This window comes from Nocardiopsis sp. B62, from assembly GCF_018070675.1.
Classification (GTDB): Bacteria; Actinomycetota; Actinomycetes; order Streptosporangiales; family Streptosporangiaceae; genus Nocardiopsis; species Nocardiopsis prasina.
On sequence record NZ_JAGPXK010000037.1, the window covers coordinates 19234 to 44386 of the forward strand.

Genomic DNA, 25153 nt, shown 5'->3' on the forward strand with positions numbered 1-25153 from the left:
TGGAACCCGACTCCATTTCTCATAATGCGAGACAACAAATGCCACAATGGACAACACTGTCTCCCATTATGGGCAAAGTGGGTCTCACTCGCCCCCTCTGCCGGGACCGGACCCCATTACCTCGATCCGGGGCATCCTCGCGCGGACCAGCCGCTAATGTGCAGGGTATGGCCGTCTCCACATCTTCCTCAGCCACCTCAGCCGTGTCCGTCATCCGCTCCGACGTGGACCGCGAACTCTCCTCCTTCTGCGCCTCGCACCGCGAACGGCTCCTGGAGATCGGGGAGGAACTGGCCCCGGCCATGGACTCCCTGGAGGTGATGGTCTCCGCGGGCAAGCGCCTGCGTCCCACCTTCGCCTACTGGGGATGGCGCGGCGCGGGCGGCACCGCCGGTGACGAGCGCATGGTGCGGGCCGCGGCCTCCCTGGAGTTCCTCCAGGCCTGTGCCCTGGTCCACGACGACGTGATCGACAACAGCGACACGCGGCGCGGGCGGCCCGCCACGCACAAGCGCATGGCCGGCCTGCACGCCGACCACGGCTGGAACGGTGACAGCGAGGGGTTCGGCGAGGGCGCCGCGATCCTCATCGGCGACCTCTGCCTGGCCTGGTCGGACGAGATGTACCAGGGCAGCGGGTTCTCACCGGACACGCTCCAGGCCGGGCGGCCCCCCTTCGACGCGATGCGCACGGAGGTGATGGCCGGTCAGTACCTGGACACCCTGGAGCAGGTGCGGGGCACCGCCACCCGCGAGGCCGCCCTGCGCGTGATGCGCTACAAGTCGGCCAAGTACACGGTGGAGCGGCCGCTGCACCTGGGCGCCGCGCTGGCCGGGCGCCACGAGGAGCTGGCCGGCGTCTACACCGACTACGGCATCCCCCTGGGCATCGCCTTCCAGCTGCGCGACGACGTGCTCGGGGTCTTCGGCGACCCGGGCACCACGGGCAAGCCCGCCGGTGACGACCTGCGCGAGGGCAAGCGCACCCTGGTCGTCGCCGAGACCCTGGCCCGGTCCGGCGCGGCCGACGCCGAGCGCTTCCGGAGCCTGCTGGGCGCGCCGGACCTCGCCGTGGAGGCTGTGGACTGGATGTGCGCCCTGATCGAGTCCTCCGGGGCTCTGGCCGCCTGCGAGTCGATGGTCTCCGAGTACGCGGACCAGGCGCTGGCCGCACTGGAGAGCCCCGAGCTGGACTCGTCCGCCCGCGGGCCGCTCGGCGACCTGGTGGTGGCGGCCACGCGACGCTCGCACTGATCCGCCTCGGGTGGGTCGAACCGACCCACCCCCGGCGCTCACCCTCGAAGCCCCTAGGGGTCAACCCTGGCGACTTCGGGGGTTTTCTCACGCCTGGTACCTGTTGCGGCTTCTGCCTGACTCCCGATTGAATCGAGACTCACGATACATCTCGACACCGGAGTCCTCCCCATGTCCCGACAGACCCCCGTGCTCGGTCCGACCGGTGCCACGGACCGGGCGTTGGCGCCCGACCTCGCGCGCGGCTTCATGCTGTTGTTCATCGCCCTGGCCAACACCGTCTGGTACCTGTGGGCGGCCCCGAGCAACGGCCCGACCATGCATCCCACCCCCGAGGGCGGCCTGGACTCCGTCGCCCAGTTCTTCACGATCATGGCCGTGGACATGCGCAGCTATCCGATGTTCGCGTTCCTGTTCGGCTACGGGATGATGCAGCTGGCCCGCCGCCAGGAGGCGGCCGGAGCCGACGTGAGGAGCGTCAACGCCCTGCTGCGCCGCCGGAACCTGTGGCTGATCGTCTTCGGCTTCTTCCACGCCCTGCTGCTGTGGATGGGCGACGTCCTGGGCGCCTACGGCGTGGCCGGACTGGTCCTGGGCTGGCTGTTCTTCCGGCGCAAGGACGTGACCCTGATCGTGTGGGGCGCCGTGCTGACCTCGCTCATGACGTTGGTCAGCGCGTTCAGCCTCCTGGCCCTGCCGTTCGTCAGCGAGACCGACGGCGGCTCGGGCGGCTTCGACATCAGCGAGATGGCGGGCAACATCGGTGACCCGTCCATCGCCTCCGCCGCCGTGGACCGGGTGGCGAACTGGCCGCTGGTCAGCGTCGGCCAGGGACTGCTGGGCCTGGTCGTGCCCACCGCGATCCTGCTCGGTTTCTGGGCCGCGCGCCGCGGGTTCCTGGAGGAGCCCGGTCAGAACCTGCGGGCCCTGCGCTGGGTGGCGGTCCTCGGCATCGCCGTCGGCTGGATCGGCGGCCTCCCCGAGGCGCTGAACCAGGTCGGTGTCTGGGACCTGAACGCCGCCCAGGGCCTCATGCTCGCCTTCCCGCACATGCTGACCGGGCTCTTCGGCGGCCTGGGGTACGTCGCGCTGATCGCGCTGATCGCCCACCGCCTCCAGGAGCGCGGCCGGACCGGTGGGGTCGTGGTGACCGCTCTGGGCGCCACCGGCAGGCGTTCCCTCAGCGCCTACCTGGCGCAGTCCGTCCTGTGCGCGCCGATCCTGGCCGCGTGGGGTCTGGGCCTGGCCGCGTACCTCACCTCGTGGACGATGTTCCTGTACGCGGTCGCGGTGTGGCTGGTCACCGTGGCGGGCGCCTACGCCATGGAGCGCGCCGGACGACGCGGACCGGCCGAGGTGCTGCTGCGCAAGCTGTCCTACCGGCGTTCGACGAGGGCGGTCGCGGAGCCCTCCGGACCGCCCCGGGCGGACGAGCACCAAGAGCGCACCAGCGCCTGACCGGGGGGCGCAAAAAGGGGCGCGCCGGTCAGCGACCGGTGGACACTCGTACCCCAGGATGGGTTTCCATGGGCGACGATCACATGACAAACCACACCATAGGGGTGACCGGGGCCACCGGTGCGCTGGGCGGGCGTGTGGCCGCCCGGATCGCACGGCTCGGACTGGCTCAGCGCCTCATCGTGCGCGACATCAACCGGGCTCCGGAGTACCCGGAGAGCAGCGCGGCGATGGCGGTCTACGAGGACACAGCCGCCTTCGAGAAGGCCTGTCGTGGCGTGGACACGCTCTTCCTGGTCTCGGCGACGGAGTCCGAGGACCGGGTGGAGGCCCATCTGAGCGCCGTGGACGGGGCGGTCCGCGCCGGTGTGTCACGGATCGTCTATCTGTCGTTCCTGGGCGCGGGCCCGGCGTCCACGTTCACGTTCGCCCGCACGCACTTCTACACGGAGGCCCACATCCGGTCGACGGGTGTGTCCCACACGTTCCTGAGACCCAGCCTGTACCTGGACCTGCTGCCCCGTTGGGTGGACGAGAAGGGCGTGGTGCGCGGCCCGGCCGGGGAGGGCCGGGTCGCGTGGGTCTCGCGCGACGACGTGGCCGACGTCGCCGCGGCCGTGCTGACCGATCCGGTGGTGGCGGCGGCCTCGGAGGGCAGGACACACGACGTGACCGGGCCGGAGTCGTTGTCGGTGGGCGCCACCGTGGAGAAGCTGGGCCGGTTGACCGGGCGGAGCGTCCGGTACGTGCCCGAGACCTGGGAGGAGGCCCTGGAATCGCGTCGTCCGAGCGGGGCCGCCGAGTGGGCGATCGAGGGCTGGGCCTCCTCGTACGCCGCCATCGCCGCCGGGGAGCTGGACGTGGTCTCGCCCGTCGTTCCCGACCTGACCGGGCACCCGGCGCAGTCCATCGAGGGGTTCCTGCGCCGCCATCCGAGCGCCCTCTCCCACGTCGGGGGCTGACCGCCCCCTCCCCCGCCACCGCCGTGCCCCCGGCGCGGCGGTTCCCCTTGTCCGGGACGGCGGCCCTTGACCTCAACATTCGTTGAGGAACCAGTCTTGGCTCCGGGGGACACTCCCCCGCCGAAGGAGAGTGGTGGAGATGCGCGCGGTGCGAGTGGACGAGTTCGGTGGCCCGGAGGTCCTGGTGACGCGGGAGCTACCCGACCCCGAACCCGGCCCCGGCGAGGTGCTGGTCGAGGTCGGGGCGGCCAACGTGATCTACCTCGACACCCTGATCCGCAGCGGCGCCGCACAGGGCCACTTCCCCCAGGCCCCGCCCTACGTGCCCGGGGGCAGCGTGGTCGGCCGGGTCACCTCGGTCGGCCCCGGCAGCGACCCGGCCTGGACGGGCACGCGGGTCCTCACCCGCACGGACGACGGCGGATACGCCGATCGCGTCACCGTCCCGGCCGAGGGGCTGCTCCGGGTCCCCGAGGAGCTGCGCCCCCTCGACGCCCTGGCCCTGATGGTCGACGGGGCGACCGCGATGATGCTGGAGCGGGCCGCCCGCTTCGGTCCGGATGCCTGGGTCCTGGTCCTGGCCGCCACCGGCGGGGCGGGCAGCCTGGTCGTGCAACTCGCCCGTCTCGCGGGGGCCCGGGTGATCGGCGCCGCCCGGGGCGCGGAGAAGCTGGCGCTGGCCCGGTCCCTCGGAGCGGAGGAGGCCGTGGACTACTCGCAGCCGGGCTGGCTGGACCGGGTGCGCGGGATCACCGGCGGCGCCGGGGCCGCCGTGGTGATCGACGGGGCCGGCGGTGAGCTGGGATCGGCCTCCTTCGGGGCGGTGGCCGACGGCGGCCGGTTCCTCAGCTACGGCACGGCCGGAGGCTCGTTCGCCGAGGTGGACACGGCCGAGGCCGAGCGGCGCGGGATCACCGCCATGGGTCTGAACGAGATGCAGGCGCGGCCGGGAACGGACCGAGGCGACCTCACCAGGCTCGCACTGGAGGAGGCGCGGGCCGGACACCTGCGGCCGCACGTGGGGCTGATCCTGCCGCTGGAGCGGGCCGCCGAGGCACACGCCGCTCTTGAGGGCCGCCGTGTGCCGGGAAAGGTGCTCCTGGTCCCCTGAGTCGTGCCGGACCATTCCTCCCGCCCGCCACCCGCCGCCAACCTCGACGGACGCCTGCGGCCCGGTGTCCTCGCGTCACCACCGGGATGTGCCTGTGCGCCGTTGAAGCTCGGACAGCCACCCGGTCGGGTCCCACCGTGCGACACCGCGGAGCCCGCGTGGCAGCGCACAGCAGGGGAGACGGACGCTCACATCGATGGCGGCCGCGCCGCCACCGGCGGTGCGTCCAAGAGGGGACACACAGGGCCCTTCTTCTGGATCGATCCGCCCCGACGTCGCCCACCACCGCCCCACCAACTCCTACGGTGCGCTGGCGGCCAGGCCGCCGTCGGCGAAGGCACCCGAGAACCACGCCCTGGCCCCGTGCGGTCGCCGGCTCGAAGACGCCCCTGGGAGGGGCGGGGCATGGAGCGACCCCGGTCCCGTGCGGGGTCCCGGGGCCGTCGGTGTTCGTTCAGGCGAGTCGCGCGGTGAGCTTGGCCTTGAGGGCGCTGGCTGCCGCTCGCGGGTCCTGCGCCTCGGTGACGGCGCGCACCACGACCACGCGGGTGGCCCCGGCGTCCAGCACCCGGTCCACGTTCTCCAGGTCGATGCCGCCGATCGCGAACCAGGGCCGGTCGGTGCCCAGCGCGGCCGCGCGTTCCACCAGTTCGAGCCCGGCCGCCGGGCGTCCCGGCTTGGTCGGGGTCGCCCAGGTCGGGCCCACGCAGAAGTAGTCGCTCCCGGGTTCCTCCGCCGATCGCGCGGCGGCCTCGGGGTCGTTGTTGGAGCGGCCGATCAGGGGGTCGGCGCCGATGACGTCGCGGGCCAGGGGTACCGGCAGGTCGCGCTGGCCCAGGTGCAGTACGTCGGCGCGCACCGCGCGGGCGATGTCGGCGCGGTCGTTGACCGCGAGCAGGGCGCCGTGGCGTTCGCACGCCTCCCTCAGGACTTCCAGGGCGGCCAGTTCCCCGCGCGCCTCCAGCCCCTTGTCCCGGAGCTGGATGATGTCCACACCGCCGGACAGGGCGGCGTCCGCGAACTCCGCGAGATCACCGCTCCCGGTCCGGGCGTCGGTGCACAGGTACAGAAGGGATGCGTCCAGGCGCTCGCGCAGGCTGGTTCCGTGGCTCGTCCTCACGCGCCCCACCATAACCAACGGCCCGGGGACGTCACCGAGGTGGTGCGTCCCCGGGCCGTGGACGGCTCAGAAGGCCATGCCCTGCGCCCGGCGGCGGACCTCGGTGCCCCGGTTCTCGCGCATGGCCTGGATCGGCGTGCCCGGCAGGGTGTCGTCCGGGGTGAACAGCCAACGCAGGGCCTCCCCGGTGGAGAATCCGGCGTCGGTCAGCAGCACGATGGTGCCCGGCAGGCCCTTGACCAGGTCCTGGCCGTCCAGAAAGGCGGCGGGAATGGAGAGCTCACCACCACGCACCACGCCCATCAGGCGGTTCTCGCGGATGAGGGTCTTGATGCGGTTGGGGCTCACGCCCAGCGGGGCGGCCGCCTCACGCAGGGTCAGCCATTCGCCGACGAGTTCGTCGAGTTCACGATCGCTTTGTGTCACCTCACCAATCTGCCACACCCGACCGGGCCCCGGAGACCATCGCGCCGCCCTGGGGGCTCCCTGCCTGGGAGATCCCCGCCACGGCCGGTCCGGACGGGTTGTCCTACGATGGGTGGACAGACATGTCCCGCGGGAGCCGGGTGGACCCGGCTGAGAGGGAGGCTCGCGGCCTCCGACCGCACGAACCTGATCCGGGTCATACCGGCGAAGGGAGTGGAACACGGCGCCGTGCGCACCAACGACGTTCCCCCGCAGAAGACGATTCATCCCACCACTACCGTGGTCGTGGTCGGCGGCGGTGTCGTCGGCCGGGTCACCGCCTGGCGGGCCGCCCAGCGCGGCCTCGCCGTCACCCTCGTCGAACCCGACCCCGTCACCGAACCCTCCGCCGCCCGCGCCTCCTCGACCGTCGCCGCGGGCATGCTCACCCCCGCCACCGAGGCGGTCTTCGGTGAGGAGGAGCTGATGGAGATCGGGGTGCGCTCCGCGCGCCTGTACGACGACTTCGTCGCCGAACTGGAGGAGGCCAGCGGGGTCGACGTCGGCCACCGCCGCACCGGCACCCTCCTGGTCGCCTTCGACAGCGACGACCTGGCCGTCCTCACCGACCTGCACGCCCTCCAGGAACGCCTGGGCATCCCCACTCAACGGCTGACCAGCCGCGAGTGCCGCCGCCTCGAACCCACCCTCGCGCCCGGCGTGCGCGGCGGGGTACTGGCCCCCGAGGACCACTCCGTGAACCCGCGCGCCCTGCTCCTGGCCCTGGCCCGGGCCGGGGAGCGCGCGGGCGTGCGCGAGGTCTCCGGGTACGCGGAGGAGGTCGCCTCCCCCGGCCCCGACGGGGCGCGACTGGGCGTGCGCCTGGCCGACGGCTCCGCGCTACCCGCCGAACAGGTGGTGCTCGCCGCCGGGTGCTGGGGCGACCGGGTGCGGGTGCCCGAACCCGTGGTGCCGCCGCTGCGCCCGGTCAAGGGGCAACTGTTGCGCGCCCGGGTCCCCGCGGGGGAACCACCGCTGGTCACCCGCACCGTGCGCGGCCTGGTGCGCGGGTTCCCCGTCTACCTGGTGCCCCGCGCGGACGGCGAGGTGATCGTCGGCGCCACCCAGGAGGAAATGGGCCACGACACCTCCCTGACGGTGGGCGGGCTCTGGCAGGTCCTGCGGGACGCGCGCGAACTCGTCCCGGGGGTGAGCGAGCTGGAGGTCGTCGAGACCTGTGTGGGGCTGCGGCCGGGCTCACCCGACAACGAACCCCTCCTGGGCCCGACCCGGGTCCCCGGACTACACCTGGCCGCCGGGCACTTCCGGCACGGGGTCCTGCTGGCCCCGGTGACCGGGGAGGTCATGGCCGAGGCCCTCACCACCGGCGCGCTGCCCCCGTACGCGCGCCGGTTCGCAGCCAGCAGATGGACGCGTGAGCAGACGTGGGAGTAGCAGTGGAACTGATCATCAACGGACAGGCCCAGGACAGCGCGGCGACCACCGTGGACGGGGTCGTGCGCGCGCTCACCGACGCCGGGGACGGCGCCGTCCCCGGGGGGATCGCCGTCGCGGTCAACGACGAGGTGGTGCGCCGCACTGCCTGGACGGACACCGCGCTCCGCGCGGGCGACCGCGTGGACGTCCTCACCGCCGTACAGGGAGGCTGAACCATGACACAGACGCACGAGTCCGTGACCGTCGCGGAAAGCGCCCCGGAGGACCCGCTCGTCATCGCGGGGGTCTCCTTCGGCTCCCGCCTCATCACCGGTACCGGCGGGGCGCCCTCCCTGGAGGTCCTGGAGGAGGCGCTCCTGGCGTCGGGGACCGAACTCACCACCGTGGCGATGCGCCGGATCAGCCCGGGCACCCAGGGGTCGGTGTGGGACGTCCTGGACCGCAACGGCATCCGCCCGCTGCCCAACACCGCCGGGTGCTTCACCGCCGTGGACGCCGTGCGCACGGCGAAGCTCGGCCGCGAGGCGCTGGGCACCGACTGGGTGAAGCTGGAGGTGGTCGCCGACGAGCACACCCTCCTGCCCGACCCGGTGGAACTGCTGGACGCCGCGGAGGCGCTGGTCGACGACGGCTTCACCGTGCTGCCCTACACCAACGACGACCCGGTGCTGGCGCGTCGCCTGGAGCAGCTGGGCTGCGCGGCCGTGATGCCGCTGGCCGCGCCGATCGGTTCCGGTCTGGGCATCCGCAACCCGCACAACCTGGAGCTGATCGTCGAGCAGGCCGACGTCCCGGTGATCGTCGACGCGGGCATCGGCACGGCCAGCGACGCCGCCCTGGCGATGGAGCTGGGCTGTGACGCCGTGTTGTTGGCCACGGCCGTGACACGCGCCCGGGAGCCGGTCCGGATGGCCACGGCGATGCGCGACGCCGTGCGCGCCGGACGCGGCGCCCGGCTGGCCGGACGCATCCCGGTCCGGCGCCACGCCAGGGCGTCCAGCCCCGACGTGGTCTGAGCGTCCCCAGAGGACACCGCCACGGTGGGGGCCGGGGGCCGGGGCCGCCGCCTGCGCGGACACACCACCCTGGACATGGGGTCACGACACTCGAACACACCGTGAAAACCGGGTTTGGTGCCGTCCCCTACCGTGGGAGGGGTGTGCGTGCCGCGCGGCGGCACCGCACCCACATACCGCCCAGGCGCGAACGCCCCGAACCGGCTCCGGTCGGCTCCACGACGGTGGACACGAGGGCCGCCGCGACCGTGAACCGCGGGGCAAACCTGACACCGGCTTCCGCTATCGTGTCGGATCGACACCAGGTGTCGGGTACGCGCCACCGGCAGCGAACGCCCGCGCTCCCCGCAGCAAGGACACAATCCCGCCGTGGACATGACGACTTCCGACCCGCTTGTAGGCGCGACGCTGGACCGTCGCTACTTCGTCGAGTCAAGGATCGCCGGTGGCGGCATGGCGACGGTCTACGTCGCCCACGACCTGAGGCTGGACCGACGGCTGGCACTCAAGGTCATGCACCCCTCCCTGGCCCAGGACCCGACCTTCGTCCAGCGCTTCATCAACGAGGCCCACTCGGTCGCCAAGCTCTCGCATCCCAACGTCGTGCAGGTCTTCGACCAGGGTGAGGACCAGGGACACGTCTTCCTGGCCATGGAGTACGTCCCGGGCCAGACCCTGCGCGACCTCCTCAAGGAGCACGGTCGGCTGGGCCCGCAGCAGGCCCTGAACTTCATGGCCTCGGTGCTGGCCGCGCTCGGCGCCGCCCACCAGGCCGGCATGGTGCACCGCGACGTCAAGCCCGAGAACGTCCTCATCAGCAAGGACGGCCGGGTCAAGGTGGCCGACTTCGGTCTGGCCCGCGCGGTGGAGCAGTCCAACCAGGGGTTGACCCGTACCGGCACGCTCATGGGCACCGCCGCCTACCTGGCGCCCGAGCAGATCGAGAAGGGCACCGCCGACGCGCGCAGCGACGTCTACGCCGCCGGGATCATGCTCTACGAACTGCTGACCGGCGGCCAGCCGCACACCGGTGAGACGCCGATCGCGATCGCCTACCAGCACGTGACCGAGGACGTCCCGCGTCCCTCGCACTTCCTGCCGAACCTGCCGCCCGAGGTCGACGGCCTGGTCACCAAGGCCACCGAGCGCGACCCCCGGTACCGTCCGAGCAACGCGGGCCAGTACCTGGCCAAGGTCCTGGAGGTCCTGCGCACCCTGCCGGACACCGGCTCGGCTCCGGCCGCGCCGTTGGCCCCCGTGGCCCCGCAGGCCAACTCGGCCGCCACCATGACCGCGCCCCAGCTGATCGCGGGCGGCGCAGGTCCGGGTACCGAGAACGCCACCATGGTCGTGGACATGAACGGCGCCGACCTGGGCCGGGACGACTACGACGACGACGGTTACGACGACTACCCCGTGAGGGGCGGGTCGTGGTTCTCGCGCAACCGTCTCCTGGTGGTCGGGGCGCTCGTGACGGCCCTGGTCGTGGGTGTGGCGGGCTGGTGGTTCCTGCTCGGCCGCTACGAGTCCGTCCCCGACGTGATCGGGCTGTCCCCCGAGGCCGCCAGCGAGCAGATCCGCGGGGCCGGTCTGGTGGTCGATCTGTCCGACGACACGGTGTACAGCGACGACGCCGCCGCCGGTGAGGTCGGCGATACCGATCCGGAGGTGGACGACCGCCTCTCCCCGGGTGACACGGTGACGGTGTTCCTGTCCAAGGGCCCGCAGAACGTGTCCATGCCCGACCTCGTTGGCGACGACGTCGCCAACGCGCTCAAGGCCATGGAGGACCTCGGCTTCGACGACGAGAGCGTCGTCCAGGAGGAGCAGGACTCCCCGGACAACGCCCCCGGCGAGGTGCTGGCCACCAGCCCCGAGGCCGGGGCGGAGGCGGACCGGGAGGGGACGGTGACCATCACCGTCAGCAGCGGTATCCCCGTTCCGAGCCTGGCCGGGGAGAAGCGCGAGGACGCCGAGAAGACCCTCAGCGACCTCGGCCTGACTGCCGAGATCGTGGAGGAGGAGAGCGAGAACATCGACGAGGGCCTGGTGATCAGCCAGTCCCCCGACACCGGCACCAACGTCGGCCCCGGGGCCAGCGTGACGCTGACCGTCTCCAGCGGCCCGCCCGAGGTCGACATCCCGGACGTGGTCGGCGACTCCGTCCGCGACGCCCGCAAGGAGCTGGAGGAGGCCGGGTTCGAGGTCGAGGTCGAACGGATCTTCGGCGGCCGCGTGGTGGCGCACCAGTCGCACACCGGCAGCGCGCCGGAGGGCACCAAGATCAAGCTCACCGCCACTCCCGGCGGGATCGACCTGGGCGACCTCGACGAGGACGACGACGACTGACCGGACTCCGCGCCACCGCGCGCCGCCCGGATGACCGCCGCCCCTTCCCTGTCCGGGAGGGGGCGGCGGTCAGGGCGTGTTCGGTGGGTGCTGCCCGTCGCGAGCGGTGCGTCCAGTGGTGCTGGCGCAAGGCCGAAGAAGGAGTCAGCCCGGGTTTGGCTGTCGACTGGAGAACGCAGTGTAAGTGCCGCTGGGGCGACCTGTAGCAGGGCGTGTGCCCGCCGAACACGCCCTAGTAGTGTCGGCCGCATGAGCGGTGACGAGATCCGGGTGATGGTCGTGGACGACCACCCCATGTGGCGTGACGCGGTGGCGCGGGACCTGGCCGAGGCCGGGCTCCAGGTGGTGGGGACGGCGGGCGACGGCGCCAAGGCCCTGCGGATCGCCCCGGCTGTCCGGCCCACCCTGGCCGTGGTGGACCTGCACCTGCCCGACACCAACGGGGTGGAGCTGACCGCGGCGCTGGTGGCGCTGCCCGAGCCGCCGCAGGTGCTGGTGCTCTCGGCCAGCGGCGAGAGTGACGACGTGCTGGCGGCGGTCAAGGCCGGTGCCACCGGCTACCTCGTGAAGTCGGCCGGGCGGGAGGAGCTCCTCGACGCCGTCCGCCGGGTGCACACCGGCGAGGCCGTGTACACGCCGGGACTGGCCGGACTGGTACTCGGCGAGTACCGGCGGTTGTCGGCCGAGGACGACCGCTCCGACGACGGCCGGGAGCGGGCACCCGAGCTGACACCCCGGGAGACCGAGGTGCTGAGACTGGTGGCCAAGGGACTGGCCTACAAGCAGATCGCCCGCCGTCTCACCATCTCCCACCGCACGGTCCAGAACCATGTCCAGAACACCCTGACCAAGCTCCACCTGCACAACCGGGTGGAGCTGGTGCGCTACGCCATCGACCGGGGCCTGGACGAATGACTCCGTGAAGACTCCCTCCGACGGCGGCCGTAACGCGGGGTTTCGGATGGTGTTCTCCGGGCGGGGTTGGCCTGGGCTACCCCCGCCCACTATGGTCTAGACCATAGGGCGCCCAGCGCCCGGAACACCCACCAACGTCGAGGAGAAGTCGTATGCGAGTCGGGGTGCTGACCGGCGGTGGAGACTGCCCTGGTCTGAACGCGGTCATCCGCGCCGTGGTCCGTAAGGGCATCAAGGACTACGGATACGAGTTCGTCGGCTTCCGGGACGGCTGGCGCGGCCCTCTGGAGGGCGACACCATGCCCCTGGACGTCTCCGCCGTGCGCGGCATCCTTCCCCGGGGCGGCACGATCCTGGGTTCCTCCCGCACCAACCTCATGAAGATCGAGGGCGGTGTCGAGCGGGTCAAGGACAACATGGCCGGTCTGGGCGTTGACGCGCTGGTGGCCATCGGCGGCGAGGACACCCTGGGTGTGGCTCGCCAGCTGCACGACCGCGGCGTCAACGTGGTGGGCGTGCCCAAGACCATCGACAACGACCTCAACGCCACGGACTACACGTTCGGGTTCGACACCGCGGTCAACATCGCCATGGAGGCGATCGACCGCCTGCACACCACGGCGGAGTCGCACCACCGCGCCCTGGTCGTGGAGGTCATGGGCCGCCACGCCGGATGGATCGCCCTGCACTCGGGCATGGCCGCGGGTGCCAACGTCATCCTCATCCCCGAGCGCCCCTTCGACATGGACGTGGTCGTCAAGCACGTCGAGAGCCGTTTCGAGACCCAGTACGCGCCCATCATCGTGGTCGCCGAGGGCGCCCACGCCAAGGAGGGTCAGCTGGAGCTGGCCACCGGCGAGACGGACGCCTTCGGCCACGTGCGCCTGGGCGGGATCGGCCAGACGCTCGCCGAGGAGATCGAGCGGCGCACCGGCAAGGAGGCCCGTTCGGTCGTGCTGGGCCACGTCCAGCGCGGCGGCACCCCCACCGCCTTCGACCGGGTGCTCGCCACCCGCCTGGGCGTGAACGCCATCGAGGCCGTGCACGACAAGTCCTTCGGCAAGATGGTCGGCCTCCAGGGCACCGACATCGTGCGGGTGGACCTGGCCGAGGCCACCGACACCCTCAAGACCGTGCCCGCGGAGCGCTACGAAGAGGCCGAGGTCTTCTTCGGCTAGGGCGTGACCATAGCGTGTGCCGGGCCCCTCCCACGTCAGGGAGGGGCCCGGCCGTGTCCGGGGTCTCACCCGGATGCCGTGTACACGGGGAATGGACCGAGCGGTCCGGGGATTGTTCGATACTGGAAGGCATCGTTCCATCGCCCACCCCAGGTATCACCCTCCGGAGGTAGCACCATGTCCGCGTCGCTTGAGTCCGCGCCGCTCCCCGTAACCGAGGTCGGAGCCGACGCCGGGCTCGGCGAGCTCTGCGTGCTCATGAAGCTCGGCGAGATCGTTCTCAAGGGCTCCAACCGCAAGCTGTTCGAGCGCCGCCTGCACAACAACATCCGCTCCTCCGTGCGCGACCTGGGCGACATCCGCCTCTCCCAGCGCGGCGCGGGCGTGATCATCGTGCGCAAGCCCGGCGCCTCCGACCTGGAGATCGCGGAGATCGCCGACCGCATGGCCAACGTCATGGGCGTGGTCTGGGTGCACCTGGTGCGCCGCGTGGCCAAGGACCTGGACGCCATCGTCGACATCGGTGTGCGCTCCATGGCGGGCCGCGAGGGCACCTTCGCGGTGCGCGCCCGTCGCCGCGACAAGCGCTTCGAGATGAACTCCGGCGACCTGGCCGGGTACCTCGGATCCAGGATCATCGAGGCGCACGGCTACAAGGTGAACCTCAAGCGGCCCGACAACACCCTGTACGTCGAGGTCGACAAGGACGAGGCGTTCGTCTTCACCGACGGCATCCCCGGCCAGGGCGGGCTGCCCGCCGGGATGAGCGGGCGCGGCCTCGTACTGATGTCCGGCGGCATCGACTCCCCCGTCGCGGCCCACCGGATGATCCGGCGCGGGCTCAAGGTGGACTTCCTGCACTTCTCCGGGATGCCCTTCACCGGGCCCGAGTCCATCTACAAGGCCTACAGCCTGGTCCGCCAGCTGGACCGCTACCAGGTGGGTTCGCGCCTGTTCGTGGTGCCGTTCGGCAAGGCCCAGCAGCAGCTGAAGAGCTCCGGCATCGAGCGGCTCCAGATCGTGGCCCAGCGGCGGCTGATGCTCAAGACCGCCGAGGCGCTGGCCGACGACCTCAAGGCGGAGTGCCTGATCACGGGTGACGCTCTGGGCCAGGTCTCCAGCCAGACGATGACCAACCTGACCGCCCTGGACGACGCGGTGGACCTGCCGATCCTGCGGCCGCTCATCGGCATGGACAAGACCGAGATCATGGACCAGGCCCGCCGGATCGGCACGCTGGCCATCTCGGAGCTGCCCGACGAGGACTGCTGCACGATGCTGACCCCGCGCCAGGTGGAGACGGCCGCCAAGATCCCCGACCTGCGCCAGATCGAGAAGCGTCTGGACGCCGAGGAGCTGGCCGAGCACCTGGTGACCACCGCGCAGCTGCACCGCCCCAGCTTCCTGGGTGAGGCCGCGCCCGCCCAGGTCGCCCCCTCCGCCGCCAAGGCCGTCACCTCGGCCGTGTAGGACCGGTCGGGCCCGCTCCGGGTCCGTGGACGGTACGTGCCCCGGACGCTCGTGAGCGTCCGGGGCACCGTCGTCTCACCCCGGGGCCGAAGCCTCAGGGGACCGCGTTCACCTGTCGGCGAGCTCGCGCGCGGGCGCCGGGGTGAGGGTGCGGCCGCTCAGGGTGGCCAGGGTGCCCGCCAGGTCGCGGAGCTGGGGCAGGTCCTCCTCCAGCAGCGCCTGCGGACCGTCGCACAGCGCGGTCTCCGGGCTCGGGTGCACGTCCACGATCACGCCGTCGGCGCCGATCGCGATGGCCGCGCGGGAGAGCGGGAGTACCAGGTCGCGCTTGCCTCCGGAGTGCGACGGGTCGACGATCACCGGGAGGTGGGTCAGCCCCTGCGCGACCGGGACGGCGCTGATGTCCAGCGTGTTGCGGGTGGCCTTCTCGAAGGTGCGGATGCCGCGCTCGCACAGGACGATGTCGAGGTTGCCGCGCTGGGCGATGTACTCGGCGGCCATCAACCACTCCTCGATGGTGGCGCTCATGCCGCGCTTGAGCAGGACCGGCTTCCCTGCGTCACCGACCGCCTGGAGGAGGGCGAAGTTCTGCATGTTGCGGGTGCCGACCTGGAGCATGTCCGCGTAGGAGGCGACCAGCGGGACGTCGGCGGCGTCCACGACCTCGGTGACGATGGGCATGCCGGTCTTCTCACGCACGTCGGCGAGGATCTTCAGGCCCTCCTCGCCCAGCCCCTGGAAGGCGTACGGGGAGGTGCGGGGCTTGTAGGCGCCGCCGCGCAGGAGTGCGGCCCCCGCGGCCCTGGCCATGAGGGCCGCTTCGAGGGTCTGCTCGGGGGTCTCGACGGCGCAGGGGCCCGCGATGACCGTCATGTTGTCGCCGCCGATCGGCACGCCGCGGACGCTGACCACGGTGCGGCTGTCGTGGTTCTCGCGGCTGACGAGCTTGTACGGCGCCGAGATGCGCAGCACCTCGCTCACACCGGGCTTGGCGGCCAGACCGAGGTCCTGGAAGCGCTCGACGTTGCCGACCAGGCCGATGATGGTGCGGCTGACGCCGCGTGTCACGTACGCCTCGCCTCCGGCGGAGGTGACCAGCTCGACGAGGGCGTCGATGTTGTCGGCGGTGGCGCCCGGCGCCATAACGATGACCATGTGGTTTTCCCTGTGTGTCGGTTGGGTGGCTGAGCCGCGCGGTTGTCGCGCCGAAGCCGGGGGCTTCGACCCCGGGCGAAAACAAAGGAGCCCCGGGCCGTTACCGGCCCGGGGCTCCTGGGAAGTCGTCTGTGTCAGCGCAGGGCTTTACAGGCGACCGGGGAGATGGGCCGGTAGCCATAAAAGCGCCAAAAGTTCTGCTGCATGGCAGTGACTATAGCGCAAGGTGAGCGCTCCCCCACACAACCGGGGGGAGTGACGTGGCTCTCGCCGAGGCCTGGCAGGATGACAGGACGCCGTCGTCCACCCCTGCGCGGGGGGACGTACCAGGGCCCGCGGGGCCGGATCGAAGGGACGGGAGGACGGGTTGTCCGAGGGCGAGGAGGCCGGGGGCACGGGCGCGGAGCATCGACCGCGACTGCCGCCGGGCCAGGCGGTGCGCCACGAGCACAGGCCCCTGCACTACGGCCGGGTGCCCACCTTCCGACCGGAGCGGTGGGACTTCCGCGTGTTCGGCGCGACCGAGTCCCTGGGCACCTACCGGTGGACCTGGAAGGAGTTCGGCGGCCTGCCCCGCACGGACGTGGTCCGCGACTTCCACTGCGTGATGCGGTTCACCGTGCCCGAGGTTCCCTGGGGCGGACTCCTGGCCACCGACCTCGTCCGGCTGGCCCCGCCGTCACCGGAGGTCACGCACGTGATGGCGTGGGGCGAGTACGGCTACAGCGCCAACCTGCGGGTGGACGACTTCCTTGACGACGGGGTGCTGCTCGCCACGCACCGCGACGGCGTGGCGCTGGCCCCCGAACACGGGTTCCCCGTGCGCCTGGTGGTGCCGCACCTGTACGGGTGGAAGAGCGTGAAGTGGCTGCGGTCCGTGGAGTACATGGTGGGTGACCGCCGCGGGTTCTGGGAGGAGCGCGGCTACCACAACAGGGCCGACCCCTGGAACGAGGAACGCTTCTCCCACCAGGAGGAACCCGGGGACGGGCCGCCGCTCCGCTGACGCCGCGCCCGCCCCCGGGGGTTCAGTCGCGGGGGACGGACATCTCGATCTCGGTGCCCTCACCGGGCTCCGAGTACAGCTCGGTGGTGCCGCCCAGATCGCGGACCCGGCCGACGACCGACTGGGCGACCCCGAGGCGGCCGTCCGCGCGGGCCCGCTCCAGACGCCCGGGCTCGATGCCGGGGCCGTCGTCGCGCACGGTCACGGTGACCGCGTGCCCCTCGTCCTCCAGCAGGACCCACACCCGGGTCCCGGGCGGGCAGTGCCGTTCCACGTTGTCCAGCGCGGCGGCCACGGCGGCGGCGAGTTCGGCCGCGGTGTTCCCTGGCAGGAGCACCGGGGTGGCCGGGGCCGACACCGAGACCCGCACGGACTCCAGGCGGCGCAGCGCCTCCCTGAGGTCCGCCGGGGAGTCCGGGGCCGCCTCGGCCCCGGGCTCGGTCGGCACCGACGCCGCCGCGTCCAGTCCGTCGGTGAGCAGGGACCGCAGCCGCACCTCCTGCTCACCGGCCATCCGGCCCAGTTCGGCGGCCTGGCCACCGATCTCGTCGCCTCGACGGCGCACCAGGGCCAGGACCTGGAGGACCGAGTCGTGGATGGAACGGGCGAGCTGCTCGCGTTCGCGGATGCGCGCCTCCAGGGTCACCGCCTGGGCGAAGCGCCGCTCGGCCTGCTCGGCGACCCGTGCCATGTAGCCCACGGCCAGGCAGGCCAGCAGGAGCAGTGCCACCCCGCGCACGGTGGCGGCGGTGATCTTGGCGTCCATCAGCACACGCAGGGTGATGTCGGCGAAGCCGTAGGCCAGGGCGACCGTGGCCGCGCCTCGGCGACCCCAGATGACGCTGGCCGACAGCGCGGCCCCGGCGAACCAGTAGGAGCTCAGCGGGGGCGCCTGGGTGAGGTAGTGGGGCGTGGCCGCCAGACCGGTGGCGAACATGCAGCCGAAGGCCACGGCGAGGTCGGCGACCAGCAGGCGCGACGTCCGCCAGGCCGGGTGGGCGTAGGCGTAGGTCGTCACCACGGTCCAGCAGGCCATGACGACCAGCACCGCCCACGCGAGCCAGGGCCTGGTCAGGTACTCGTGGTGCTGGGCGAGCGGCACCAGGGCGTAGACCAGGGCGACGGCGCGGAAGAGGGCGAAGGCGCGCCAGAGGGGGACGTCGAAGCCCAGGGGTCAGACCACCGCCCCGTTGTCGGGACCGTTGTCACCGGGCGGCCTGGAGTCGGTCATGCGCAGGATGAGCACGACGAAGCTGGTCAGGAAGGCCGCGACGGCCAGGAACATGACCCAGTTGGGTAGCGCGATGCCCATGAAGGCGGCGCCGAACAGCAGCACCGGACCACCCAGGAGTCCGAACCAGGCGGCGATGCCCACCCGGTCGCCCTGGAGCAGGGGCGGCGGGGGCGGGGGCTCGTAGTGGCCCTCCAGTTCCGCCTCGGCCCGGCGGCGGTCCTCCTCGCGGGACTCCTCGTCGTCCTCGCCCGAGTCCCTGGGCAGGTTGGCGAGAATGTCCCCGAGCCGCGTCTGGTGCTCGTCGGGGGCGCTGAGGTTCTCGACGTCGGGCCAGGCGACCCGGTCCCGCTGTTCGCTGGAACCCTCGGAGTCGTCGTAGAAGCGGGCGACCAGATCGTTCCAGACGTCGTCCTCGTCGTTGGCGCGCGCCCGGGAGGCCTCGGCTTCGGCGTTGGCCGGGGGGCCGTCCAGGAGGTCGCCGCCGACGGGTGCGTCGTTGCCCTCGTGCCCGGCGGAGGCCTCCTGGGCCTCCTCGCCCTCGGCCTCGGGTCTGACCTCGGCGCGCGGGGCCAGCAGGTCGGGCCCGGCTGCGTTCTCGCTCAGGTCGGGCAGTTCGGAGCCGAGCACCCGTTCCGCGGCGCCGCGTTCCTCGGCGTCGACGTAGAGGTGGTCGGTGGGTGGGTCCTCGACCTGGCCGCCGGTCGGCTCCAGGACGTCCTCCGCCAAGGGGACCGCGTAGGCGGCGATCCCGCTGCGCCGGAGCGCCTCCAGCATGAGGTCCGCGTGGGAGGGCGCGAGAAGGATCAGCGGAACGTAGGCGTCGGCGAGCAGGCCGTTGCCCCGACGTTGCGTCATCGGTCGGTTCCTTCCCCGCTTCTACTGCGCTCGCGCACGAACGCGAGGCTTCCTTCGAAGATGGTGGCGGCGTCGTGGTCGAGAGTCGCGACGTGGTAACTGTCGTGGAGCAGGTGGATCGTCAGCCGGGTGTTGACCGCCCTCTTAGCGAGGATACGCAGACTGTCCGGTCCGACGACGTGGTCCTGGGGGCTCCGGTAGGCCAGAACAGGCGCCCGCAAACCGGACATGCCGTCCTGAACCGCGCGCCACAGCTTCGGGAGTGTCGCGGCGGCCGCGGTGGGCACCCGGTCGTACCCGCCCTCGGTGGCGGTCTCCAGCGCGACGTCGCTGGACAGGCCCGGAGTGGAGGGCATCAGGCGGGCGGCGAGGTGGCGGATCGGGGCGATGATCGGGAGCCTGTGGTCCTCCACGGTCAGGGAGGGGTTGACCACGACCACCCCCCGGACGATGTCGGGGTGTTCCTGGGCCAGGCGCAGGGTGAGCGCGCCACCCATGGACAGGCCCATGACGTGGACCTCGTCGCATCTGTGCGCGAGGTCGAGCAGGGCCGCCTCCACCTCCGCGTACCAGTCGTCGCTGGTGGTGGTGGCCATGTCCTGCCAGGTGGTGCCGTGCCCGGGCAGGCGCGGGAGTTCCACCGTGAGTCCCGCCCGCGCCAGGTACTCGGCCCAGGGGCGCATCGAGTACGGCGACCCGGTGAACCCGTGGCAGAGCAGGACTCCGACGCCCGAACCCGTGTGGCTGTAGGGGTCCGCCCCCGGGATGAGGGGGATGGCGCTGGTCGGTCTCACAGATCTGCTCCCGGGATCGTTCGGCGGGGAACCGGTCGGGACGGCGGCCCCAGCCGTGAGGCTAGTCGCTCGGGTGAGCGTTTGTCATCGAGTGAACGGTAGCGTTCTCCTGCCCGAACCCCGGGAGCGCCCGGCGTGTTCCCGGGTGTCCCGGGGCGGACCTGCCGTGAGACCCCCACCGGTCGTGAGTATCCTCGACAGTGCCCCGCGGCGCGTTCTGCTCCTGACCCGCGAAGAACGGTATGGGTCCGTTCTGGACGCTTTTGGTGGAGACCCGCACGTGGTGGGAAGATGGCGCTCGTCAGCCTCCCCGTGTCCGCGGTGGGGGCCTTCCGGACAATGTCAGCCGAGCGGGACAGTGAGACGTGGCAGGCCCTGCCCAGTGCTCCCCGCGTGTGCAGGGGTGATCTGAAGCGATGTTCTACTGGGTGGTCAAAGCGATCCTGGGGCCGGTTCTGGCCGTGTTGTGGCAACCCCGCGCGGAGGGCGTGGAGAACGTGCCGCGGCGCGGTCCGGCCATCATGGTCAGCAACCACCTGTCGTTCTCCGACCACTTCTTCGGTCCGCTGCCGCTCCCGCGCAGGATCACCTTCCTCGCGAAGTCCGAGTACTTCACCGGCACCGGCGTGAAGGGATTCGTCAGCCGGGCGTTCTTCACCGGTGTCGGGCAGATCCCGATCGACCGTTCCGGCGGCAAGGCGAGTGAGGCGGCCCTGCGCACCGGCCTGCGCGTGCTCAAGCGCGGGGAGCTGCTCGGCATCTACCCCGAGGGCACCCGCTCCCCCGACGGGAAGCTGTACCGGGGTCGCACCGGTGTGGCCCGTCTGGCCCTGGAGGCGAAGGCCCCGGTCGTGCCGATGGCGATGATCAACCTGGAGAAGATCATGCCTCCCGGCCGCACCGTTCCCAAGCTGGGTGTGCGCCCCAAGGTGGTCTTCGGCAAGCCGCTCGACTTCTCCCGCTACCACGGGATGGAGAAGGACCAGCGGGTCCTGCGGGCGATCACCGACGAGATCATGTACGCGCTCATGGAACTCTCCGGCCAGGAGTACGTGGACCGTTACGCGCAGGCGGTCAAGGCCGAGATCGAGGCCGAGGAGAAGGAGGCCCGGCGCGAGCAGCAGGCCAGTGCCAAGGACGAGCGCCGGACCCGCCGCGCCGAGCGCCGGACCGACCGCAAGGCCCGCAAGGAGGCCGCTCGCGAGGAGAAGCGCGCCCGGAAGGCCGCGGAGCGGGCCGACGCCGAGCAGGCCGAGGGGAAGCGGGACGACGACGCGTAGCGTCGCACCGCACAGGACACGAGGGGGCGGTCACCGGGATTCCCGGTGACCGCCCCCTTCACGTCGGCTGGGCGCGGTGCTCGACGCGGTCGCTCAGTGCCGGGCGAGGTCGCCCGCGCCGACGATGCCCGCCTCGCCGCCGAGCTCGGCGACGCGCACCTCGGCCAGACGGCGGTCGGGACGTCCGGAGACGTGCCGCGCGAACGAGGAGCGCACCGGGTCGAGGATGATGTCCCCCGCGTCGGAGACCCCGCCACCGAGCACGAAGCACTCGGGGTCCAGGATCGCGGCGAGGTCGGCCAGGCCGAGCCCGGCCCAGTCCCCCACGATCCGGAAGCACTCCAGCGCGGCCGGGTCGCCCTCCATCGCGGCGCGGGTGATGACCTCGCCCTCGATCCGCTCCACGTGGCCGTCCGCGAGCTTGAGCATGCGCTCGCCCCTCTCGGGGTCCGTGCGGGCCAGGTCCTGTCCCTCGGCCACCAGCGCGCGGCCACTGGCGTACTGCTCCCAGCAGCCGTGGTTCCCACAGGCGCAGCGGCGGCCGTGCGGGACCATCCGGTAGTGGCCGACCTCGGCGGCGACGCCGTGGCGGCCCCGGTGCAGGGCGCCGCCGAGGACGAGGCCGCCACCGATCCCCGTGCCAAGGGTCACGCAGACGATGTGGTCGCTGCCGCGCCCCGCTCCGAACCGGGCCTCGGCCCAGGCGGCGGCGTTGGCGTCGTTCTCGATGACCACGGGGAGGTCGACGTGCCGCTGCACGCGTTCCTTGAGGGGTTCGTCGTGCAGACCGAGGTTGACGGCGATCTGGACGGTGGCGCGGTCCTCGTCCACGAACCCGGCCACGCCCACGCCCACCGCGCTGACCCCGCGTTCGGGTCGGCGCTCGCGGAGCTCCCGCACGGCCCGGCCCACGACCTCGGCCAGGGCGCGCGGGTCGTTGGCCGGGGTGGGGTACTTGACCTTGTCCAGGATCTGCCCGTCGTGGTCGACGACGCCGGCGGCGACCTTGGTTCCGCCGATGTCTACGCCAATGGTCAGCATGGGGGCAGCTCCTTCTACTTACGCCCGAACTCTGACATAAGTCTCAAGGTTCATGGCAGATGGTTTTCAAATGGTGTAAACCATTCGATTAAACCAGGCTCGGACGGCGGGGCACACCCCGAGAGCGACCGCTGTCCTCTTTGCCCTAATCCCCCGCTGTGACCTGCGGATCCGCACCTCCCTCGGCCTGCCCACCAGGCCGGGAATCCCCCTCCGGACCCTCCGGCGAGTCACGGCGGGCACGCGCGTCCCGCTCGCGGTCCTCGCGATCACGATCCTCCTGCTCCTCGCGCGCCCGGGCGGCCTCCTCCCGCCCCTGCTCGAAGGAGCGCTCCACGACCCCCCAGGTGCGCCCCACGGCGTCCGCGAAGGACAGACCGGCCCGCCCGAGGTGCCCGGCGACCTCCGGCGCGCTCCTGCGCACGATCTCGACGAACTCCTCCAGCGGGGGGCGCTGCTCCTGCGTCTCCACGCGGATCGCCTCCTCCCACACATCACCCTTGGCAGGGGGGTTGGTGACGGCGCTGACGCCGCGTTTGACCCCGGCGACCAGGAGCCTGCGCTGGAGGGTGTCGACCAGGCGCAGCGCGTCGTCGACGAGGTCGGGGTTGTCGGGACGTCCGCCGCCCGACCGCTCCGAGCGCCCGGTGTTGTTGTCGGTCATGTCCGTGAGCCTCCTGTAGGTGCGTCTGGCATCACGTTAACCGCCCCGACCCGGCGCCGACAGGCACGGCCGGGGAGGTTCAGGGAAGAGCCAGGGACCCCCGGGGGCCTGACCGGGGATGACCCCGGGGGTCCGTCGCGTTACGGAGACCGGGAGGAGGGACCGCGCCCTGGGAACGGCGCCTGAAACGGACACCCGTCCGCTTTAGGCGGAAACGACGCGAACCTCACCGGATGTGCACGAAGAACGCGGCGCGCGATAGTCTCGGCTCCGCGCGAGCAGCAACCGGGATCACCCGCTTGACCTGCGCGTTCCCGGACGGACCGACAGGGGGCGACCCGCTCCCCGGCGGCCACGACCACGCCGACAACATCACAGGAGAAGGCCGACCCGACCACGTGCGACCGCCGGTGGACACACGACGAGCAGCGTGTTCGCCCCGCGAGACGCGTCGGGCCAGGATCACCGTTGGATACCGAACGGCAACCTGTTCTACTCACGAGTAGGATGGTGTTGTTACGGTCGTCACGTCCCCACCACCCAGAACCCGTACACGTCCAGGAGCATCACGTGCGCGAATACAGCTCTCCCGCGAAGGCTGAGATCTCCGATGACGCGCGGCTGACCGACACGCTCTTTGCGCGCGCGGCCAGCGAGCCGAACGCCGTCGCCGCCCGCCGTCAGGAGGAGGCCGGGGCCGGCCAGTGGCGCGACGTGACCGTCGAGCAGCTGCACGGCGACATCGTCGGATACGCCAAGGCCCTGATCCACGCGGGCATCGGGCAGGGCGACCGCGTCGCCCTCATGTCGCGCACCCGCTACGAGTGGACCGCGGTCGACTACGCGGTCTGGTCGGTCGGCGCCGTCACCGTACCCATCTACGAGACCTCCTCCGCCGAGCAGATCGAGTGGATCCTCTCCGACTCCGGCGCCAAGGCCGCGTTCGTGGAGACCGAGGACCACGCCAAGCGCGTCGAGGGCATCCGGGCCACCACCCCCGAGCTGGCCCACCTGTGGCGGTTCGACGGCGACGACCTCACGACCCTCACCGCCACCGGTACCGACGTCTCCGACGAGGACCTCGAGACCCGCCGCACCGCGGTGGGCGCCGACGACCTCGCCACCCTCATCTACACCTCCGGCACCACCGGCCGCCCCAAGGGTTGCGAGCTCACCCACCGCAACTTCCTCTTCATCGCCCGCTCCGCGCTCGAGGGCCCGGCCAAGCCGATCATCCTGGACCACGAGGGCGTTCCCTCCACTCTGCTCTTCCTCCCCCTGGCGCACGTCTTCGCGCGCTTCGTCCAGGTCATGGTCATCGAGGGCAAGGCCGTGCTGGGCCACTACCCCAGCACCGGCCCGGACCTGATCGACCAGTTCTCGGTCTTCAGGCCCACGTTCCTCCTCGCGGTCCCCCGCGTCTTCGAGAAGGTCTTCACCAAGGCCCAGCAGAAGGCCGAGGGCGAGGGCAAGGGCAAGATCTTCAACGCCGCCGCCGACACCGCCATCGAGTACAGCAAGGCGCTGGCCACGGGGAACGTGCCCTTCACCCTCAAGCTCAAGCACGGTCTGTTCAAGAAGCTGGTCTACGGGAAGATCACCGCCCGCCTCGGCGGCGAGGCCAACTACGCGGTCTCCGGCGGCTCCGCCCTCGGCGACCGTCTCGGGCACTTCTTCCGCGGCGTCGGCCTGACCATCGTCGAGGGCTACGGCCTCACCGAGACCACCGCCCCGACCTCGGTCAACAGCCCCGGCTTCAACAAGATCGGGACCGTCGGCCAGCCCATGCCCGGCACGACCGTGCGCATCGCGGACGACGGCGAGATCCTGCTCAAGGGCGACCACATCATGGTCGGCTACTGGCAGAACGAGAAGGCCACCAAGGAGGCGTACGAGGACGGCTTCTACCGCACCGGCGACCTCGGCTCCCTCGACGCGGACGGCTTCCTCAGCATCACCGGCCGCAAGAAGGAGATCATCGTGACGGCGGGCGGCAAGAACGTCGCCCCGGCCGTCCTGGAGGACCGCATCCGCTCTCACGCCCTGGTCAGCCAGTGCATGGTGGTCGGTGACAACCGCAAGTTCATCGCGGCCCTGGTCACGATCGACCCCGAGTCCTTCGAGCTGTGGAAGACCTCGAACAACAAGACGGGCGAGATCGCCGACCTGACCGGTGACGCCGACCTCATCGCGGCCATCCAGGGGGCCGTGGACGACGCCAACAACGCGGTCTCCAAGGCCGAGGGCATCAAGAAGTTCAGGATCCTGCCCAGCGACTTCACCGAGGAGGACGGCCAGATGACCGCCTCCCTGAAGGTCAAGCGCCACGTCGTCAGCAAGCAGTGGAGCAAGGAGATCGACGACATCTACGCGGGCTGAGCCCGACGCTCCCCATGACTGAGGGGGCCGACCGCCACGGGCGGTCGGCC

General features: G+C 71.6%; 22 protein-coding genes and 1 riboswitch. Of the genes, 14 read left to right on the forward strand and 8 right to left on the reverse strand.

The genetic code is table 11. From position 1 onward, the window contains the following. Positions 1 to 167 precede the first annotated feature (167 nt). From KBX21_RS24530 to KBX21_RS24545, 4 genes are all read left to right on the forward strand, one after another. Positions 168 to 1253, forward strand: a complete 1086-nt coding sequence (locus KBX21_RS24530) for a polyprenyl synthetase family protein (protein WP_210843963.1) — start codon at positions 168 to 170, stop codon at positions 1251 to 1253. Positions 1254 to 1424: 171 nt separating this feature from the next. Continuing rightward, positions 1425 to 2711, forward strand: a complete 1287-nt coding sequence (locus KBX21_RS24535; protein ID WP_210843965.1) for a DUF418 domain-containing protein — start codon at positions 1425 to 1427, stop codon at positions 2709 to 2711. Positions 2712 to 2779: 68 nt separating this feature from the next. Then, complete coding sequence (locus KBX21_RS24540) at positions 2780 to 3673, forward strand: SDR family oxidoreductase (protein ID WP_210843968.1); 894 nt, start codon at positions 2780 to 2782, stop codon at positions 3671 to 3673. A gap of 139 nt (positions 3674 to 3812) precedes the next feature. Then, positions 3813 to 4784 (forward strand): zinc-binding dehydrogenase, encoded by a 972-nt coding sequence (locus KBX21_RS24545; protein WP_210843970.1) that lies wholly within the window; start codon positions 3813 to 3815, stop codon positions 4782 to 4784. A 454-nt stretch (positions 4785 to 5238) separates the two neighbouring features. Here the strand turns inward: KBX21_RS24545 and thiE are convergent, their stop codons facing one another. Then, on the reverse strand, positions 5239 to 5904 hold the full coding sequence (gene thiE, locus KBX21_RS24550) for a thiamine phosphate synthase (RefSeq protein ID WP_210843971.1): 666 nt from the start codon (positions 5902 to 5904) through the stop codon (positions 5239 to 5241). A 66-nt stretch (positions 5905 to 5970) separates the two neighbouring features. Continuing rightward, positions 5971 to 6330 (reverse strand): Rv2175c family DNA-binding protein, encoded by a 360-nt coding sequence (locus KBX21_RS24555; RefSeq protein ID WP_026129616.1) that lies wholly within the window; start codon positions 6328 to 6330, stop codon positions 5971 to 5973. A gap of 119 nt (positions 6331 to 6449) precedes the next feature. Then, a riboswitch (TPP riboswitch) is annotated at positions 6450 to 6560 on the forward strand. On the opposite strand from KBX21_RS24555, the gene thiO reads away from it, so the two are divergent. The 7 genes from thiO to thiI all read left to right on the forward strand — a co-directional run bounded on the left by thiO (position 6559) and on the right by thiI (position 14695). Further along, positions 6559 to 7764 carry a glycine oxidase ThiO gene (gene thiO / locus KBX21_RS24560; RefSeq protein ID WP_210843973.1) on the forward strand — a complete coding sequence of 402 codons (1206 nt, stop codon included), beginning with the start codon at positions 6559 to 6561 and terminating at the stop codon, positions 7762 to 7764. (Overlaps the previous riboswitch by 2 nt.) Before the next feature lie 2 nt (positions 7765 to 7766). After that, positions 7767 to 7979, forward strand: coding sequence for a sulfur carrier protein ThiS (gene thiS, locus KBX21_RS24565; RefSeq protein WP_210843975.1), 213 nt, complete (start codon positions 7767 to 7769; stop codon positions 7977 to 7979). A 3-nt stretch (positions 7980 to 7982) separates the two neighbouring features. Next, entirely contained in the window at positions 7983 to 8783 is an 801-nt protein-coding gene (locus KBX21_RS24570; protein ID WP_210843977.1) for a thiazole synthase, read from the forward strand. 369 nt (positions 8784 to 9152) lie between these two features. Next, positions 9153 to 11132 carry a Stk1 family PASTA domain-containing Ser/Thr kinase gene (gene pknB, locus KBX21_RS24575; protein WP_049565530.1) on the forward strand — a complete coding sequence of 660 codons (1980 nt, stop codon included), beginning with the start codon at positions 9153 to 9155 and terminating at the stop codon, positions 11130 to 11132. 249 nt (positions 11133 to 11381) lie between these two features. Further along, the gene (locus KBX21_RS24580) at positions 11382 to 12047 is read left to right on the forward strand and encodes a response regulator transcription factor (protein WP_210843980.1); all 666 of its coding nucleotides are present in this window, start codon (positions 11382 to 11384) and stop codon (positions 12045 to 12047) included. A gap of 152 nt (positions 12048 to 12199) precedes the next feature. After that, on the forward strand, positions 12200 to 13225 hold the full coding sequence (locus tag KBX21_RS24585) for a 6-phosphofructokinase (protein WP_017546543.1): 1026 nt from the start codon (positions 12200 to 12202) through the stop codon (positions 13223 to 13225). 177 nt (positions 13226 to 13402) lie between these two features. Then, a complete protein-coding gene (thiI, locus tag KBX21_RS24590; protein ID WP_210843983.1) occupies positions 13403 to 14695 on the forward strand; it encodes a tRNA uracil 4-sulfurtransferase ThiI in 1293 nt (430 codons plus the stop codon). Positions 14696 to 14803: 108 nt separating this feature from the next. Here thiI and aroF read toward each other — a convergent pair whose 3' ends face one another. Continuing rightward, a complete protein-coding gene (aroF, locus tag KBX21_RS24595) occupies positions 14804 to 15850 on the reverse strand; it encodes a 3-deoxy-7-phosphoheptulonate synthase (RefSeq protein ID WP_049565537.1) in 1047 nt (348 codons plus the stop codon). 367 nt (positions 15851 to 16217) lie between these two features. Between aroF and KBX21_RS24600 the strand changes: the two genes are divergently transcribed. Then, positions 16218 to 16856, forward strand: coding sequence for a molybdopterin-dependent oxidoreductase (locus KBX21_RS24600; protein ID WP_199776437.1), 639 nt, complete (start codon positions 16218 to 16220; stop codon positions 16854 to 16856). A gap of 22 nt (positions 16857 to 16878) precedes the next feature. On the opposite strand, the gene macS is transcribed toward KBX21_RS24600, so the two are convergent. From macS to KBX21_RS24615, 3 genes are all read right to left on the reverse strand, one after another. Beyond that, positions 16879 to 17958: a MacS family sensor histidine kinase gene (gene macS, locus KBX21_RS24605; protein ID WP_210843985.1), complete on the reverse strand. Its 1080-nt coding sequence runs from the start codon at positions 17956 to 17958 to the stop codon at positions 16879 to 16881. 72 nt (positions 17959 to 18030) lie between these two features. Next, a complete protein-coding gene (locus KBX21_RS24610) occupies positions 18031 to 18945 on the reverse strand; it encodes a hypothetical protein (protein WP_210843987.1) in 915 nt (304 codons plus the stop codon). After that, positions 18942 to 19739, reverse strand: a complete 798-nt coding sequence (locus tag KBX21_RS24615; RefSeq protein ID WP_210843989.1) for a carboxylesterase — start codon at positions 19737 to 19739, stop codon at positions 18942 to 18944. The genes KBX21_RS24610 and KBX21_RS24615 overlap by 4 nt, the downstream gene beginning before the upstream one ends. A gap of 416 nt (positions 19740 to 20155) precedes the next feature. Between KBX21_RS24615 and KBX21_RS24620 the strand changes: the two genes are divergently transcribed. Beyond that, positions 20156 to 21019 (forward strand): 1-acyl-sn-glycerol-3-phosphate acyltransferase, encoded by an 864-nt coding sequence (locus KBX21_RS24620; protein WP_049565546.1) that lies wholly within the window; start codon positions 20156 to 20158, stop codon positions 21017 to 21019. A gap of 93 nt (positions 21020 to 21112) precedes the next feature. Here the strand turns inward: KBX21_RS24620 and KBX21_RS24625 are convergent, their stop codons facing one another. Together KBX21_RS24625 and KBX21_RS24630 are read right to left on the reverse strand one after the other, a co-directional pair. Then, entirely contained in the window at positions 21113 to 22060 is a 948-nt protein-coding gene (locus KBX21_RS24625) for an ROK family glucokinase (protein WP_049565549.1), read from the reverse strand. A 145-nt stretch (positions 22061 to 22205) separates the two neighbouring features. Continuing rightward, complete coding sequence (locus KBX21_RS24630; protein WP_210843991.1) at positions 22206 to 22724, reverse strand: hypothetical protein; 519 nt, start codon at positions 22722 to 22724, stop codon at positions 22206 to 22208. Positions 22725 to 23294: 570 nt separating this feature from the next. On the opposite strand from KBX21_RS24630, the gene KBX21_RS24635 reads away from it, so the two are divergent. Then, positions 23295 to 25103 carry a long-chain fatty acid--CoA ligase gene (locus tag KBX21_RS24635; protein WP_049565557.1) on the forward strand — a complete coding sequence of 603 codons (1809 nt, stop codon included), beginning with the start codon at positions 23295 to 23297 and terminating at the stop codon, positions 25101 to 25103. The last annotated feature ends 50 nt before the right edge of the window (positions 25104 to 25153 follow it).

Coding starts and splice junctions, on each gene's coding strand:
- KBX21_RS24630 (WP_210843991.1), bottom strand. CDS start 22,724: ATGACCGACAACAACACCGGGCGCTCGGAGCGGTCGGGCGGCGGACGT.
- KBX21_RS24535 (WP_210843965.1), top strand. CDS start 1,425: ATGTCCCGACAGACCCCCGTGCTCGGTCCGACCGGTGCCACGGACCGG.
- KBX21_RS24620 (WP_049565546.1), top strand. CDS start 20,156: ATGTTCTACTGGGTGGTCAAAGCGATCCTGGGGCCGGTTCTGGCCGTG.
- KBX21_RS24570 (WP_210843977.1), top strand. CDS start 7,983: ATGACACAGACGCACGAGTCCGTGACCGTCGCGGAAAGCGCCCCGGAG.
- aroF (WP_049565537.1), bottom strand. CDS start 15,850: ATGGTCATCGTTATGGCGCCGGGCGCCACCGCCGACAACATCGACGCC.
- KBX21_RS24540 (WP_210843968.1), top strand. CDS start 2,780: ATGGGCGACGATCACATGACAAACCACACCATAGGGGTGACCGGGGCC.
- KBX21_RS24585 (WP_017546543.1), top strand. CDS start 12,200: ATGCGAGTCGGGGTGCTGACCGGCGGTGGAGACTGCCCTGGTCTGAAC.
- KBX21_RS24625 (WP_049565549.1), bottom strand. CDS start 22,060: ATGCTGACCATTGGCGTAGACATCGGCGGAACCAAGGTCGCCGCCGGC.
- KBX21_RS24530 (WP_210843963.1), top strand. CDS start 168: ATGGCCGTCTCCACATCTTCCTCAGCCACCTCAGCCGTGTCCGTCATC.
- KBX21_RS24580 (WP_210843980.1), top strand. CDS start 11,382: ATGAGCGGTGACGAGATCCGGGTGATGGTCGTGGACGACCACCCCATG.
- KBX21_RS24545 (WP_210843970.1), top strand. CDS start 3,813: ATGCGCGCGGTGCGAGTGGACGAGTTCGGTGGCCCGGAGGTCCTGGTG.
- thiI (WP_210843983.1), top strand. CDS start 13,403: ATGTCCGCGTCGCTTGAGTCCGCGCCGCTCCCCGTAACCGAGGTCGGA.
- KBX21_RS24610 (WP_210843987.1), bottom strand. CDS start 18,945: ATGACGCAACGTCGGGGCAACGGCCTGCTCGCCGACGCCTACGTTCCG.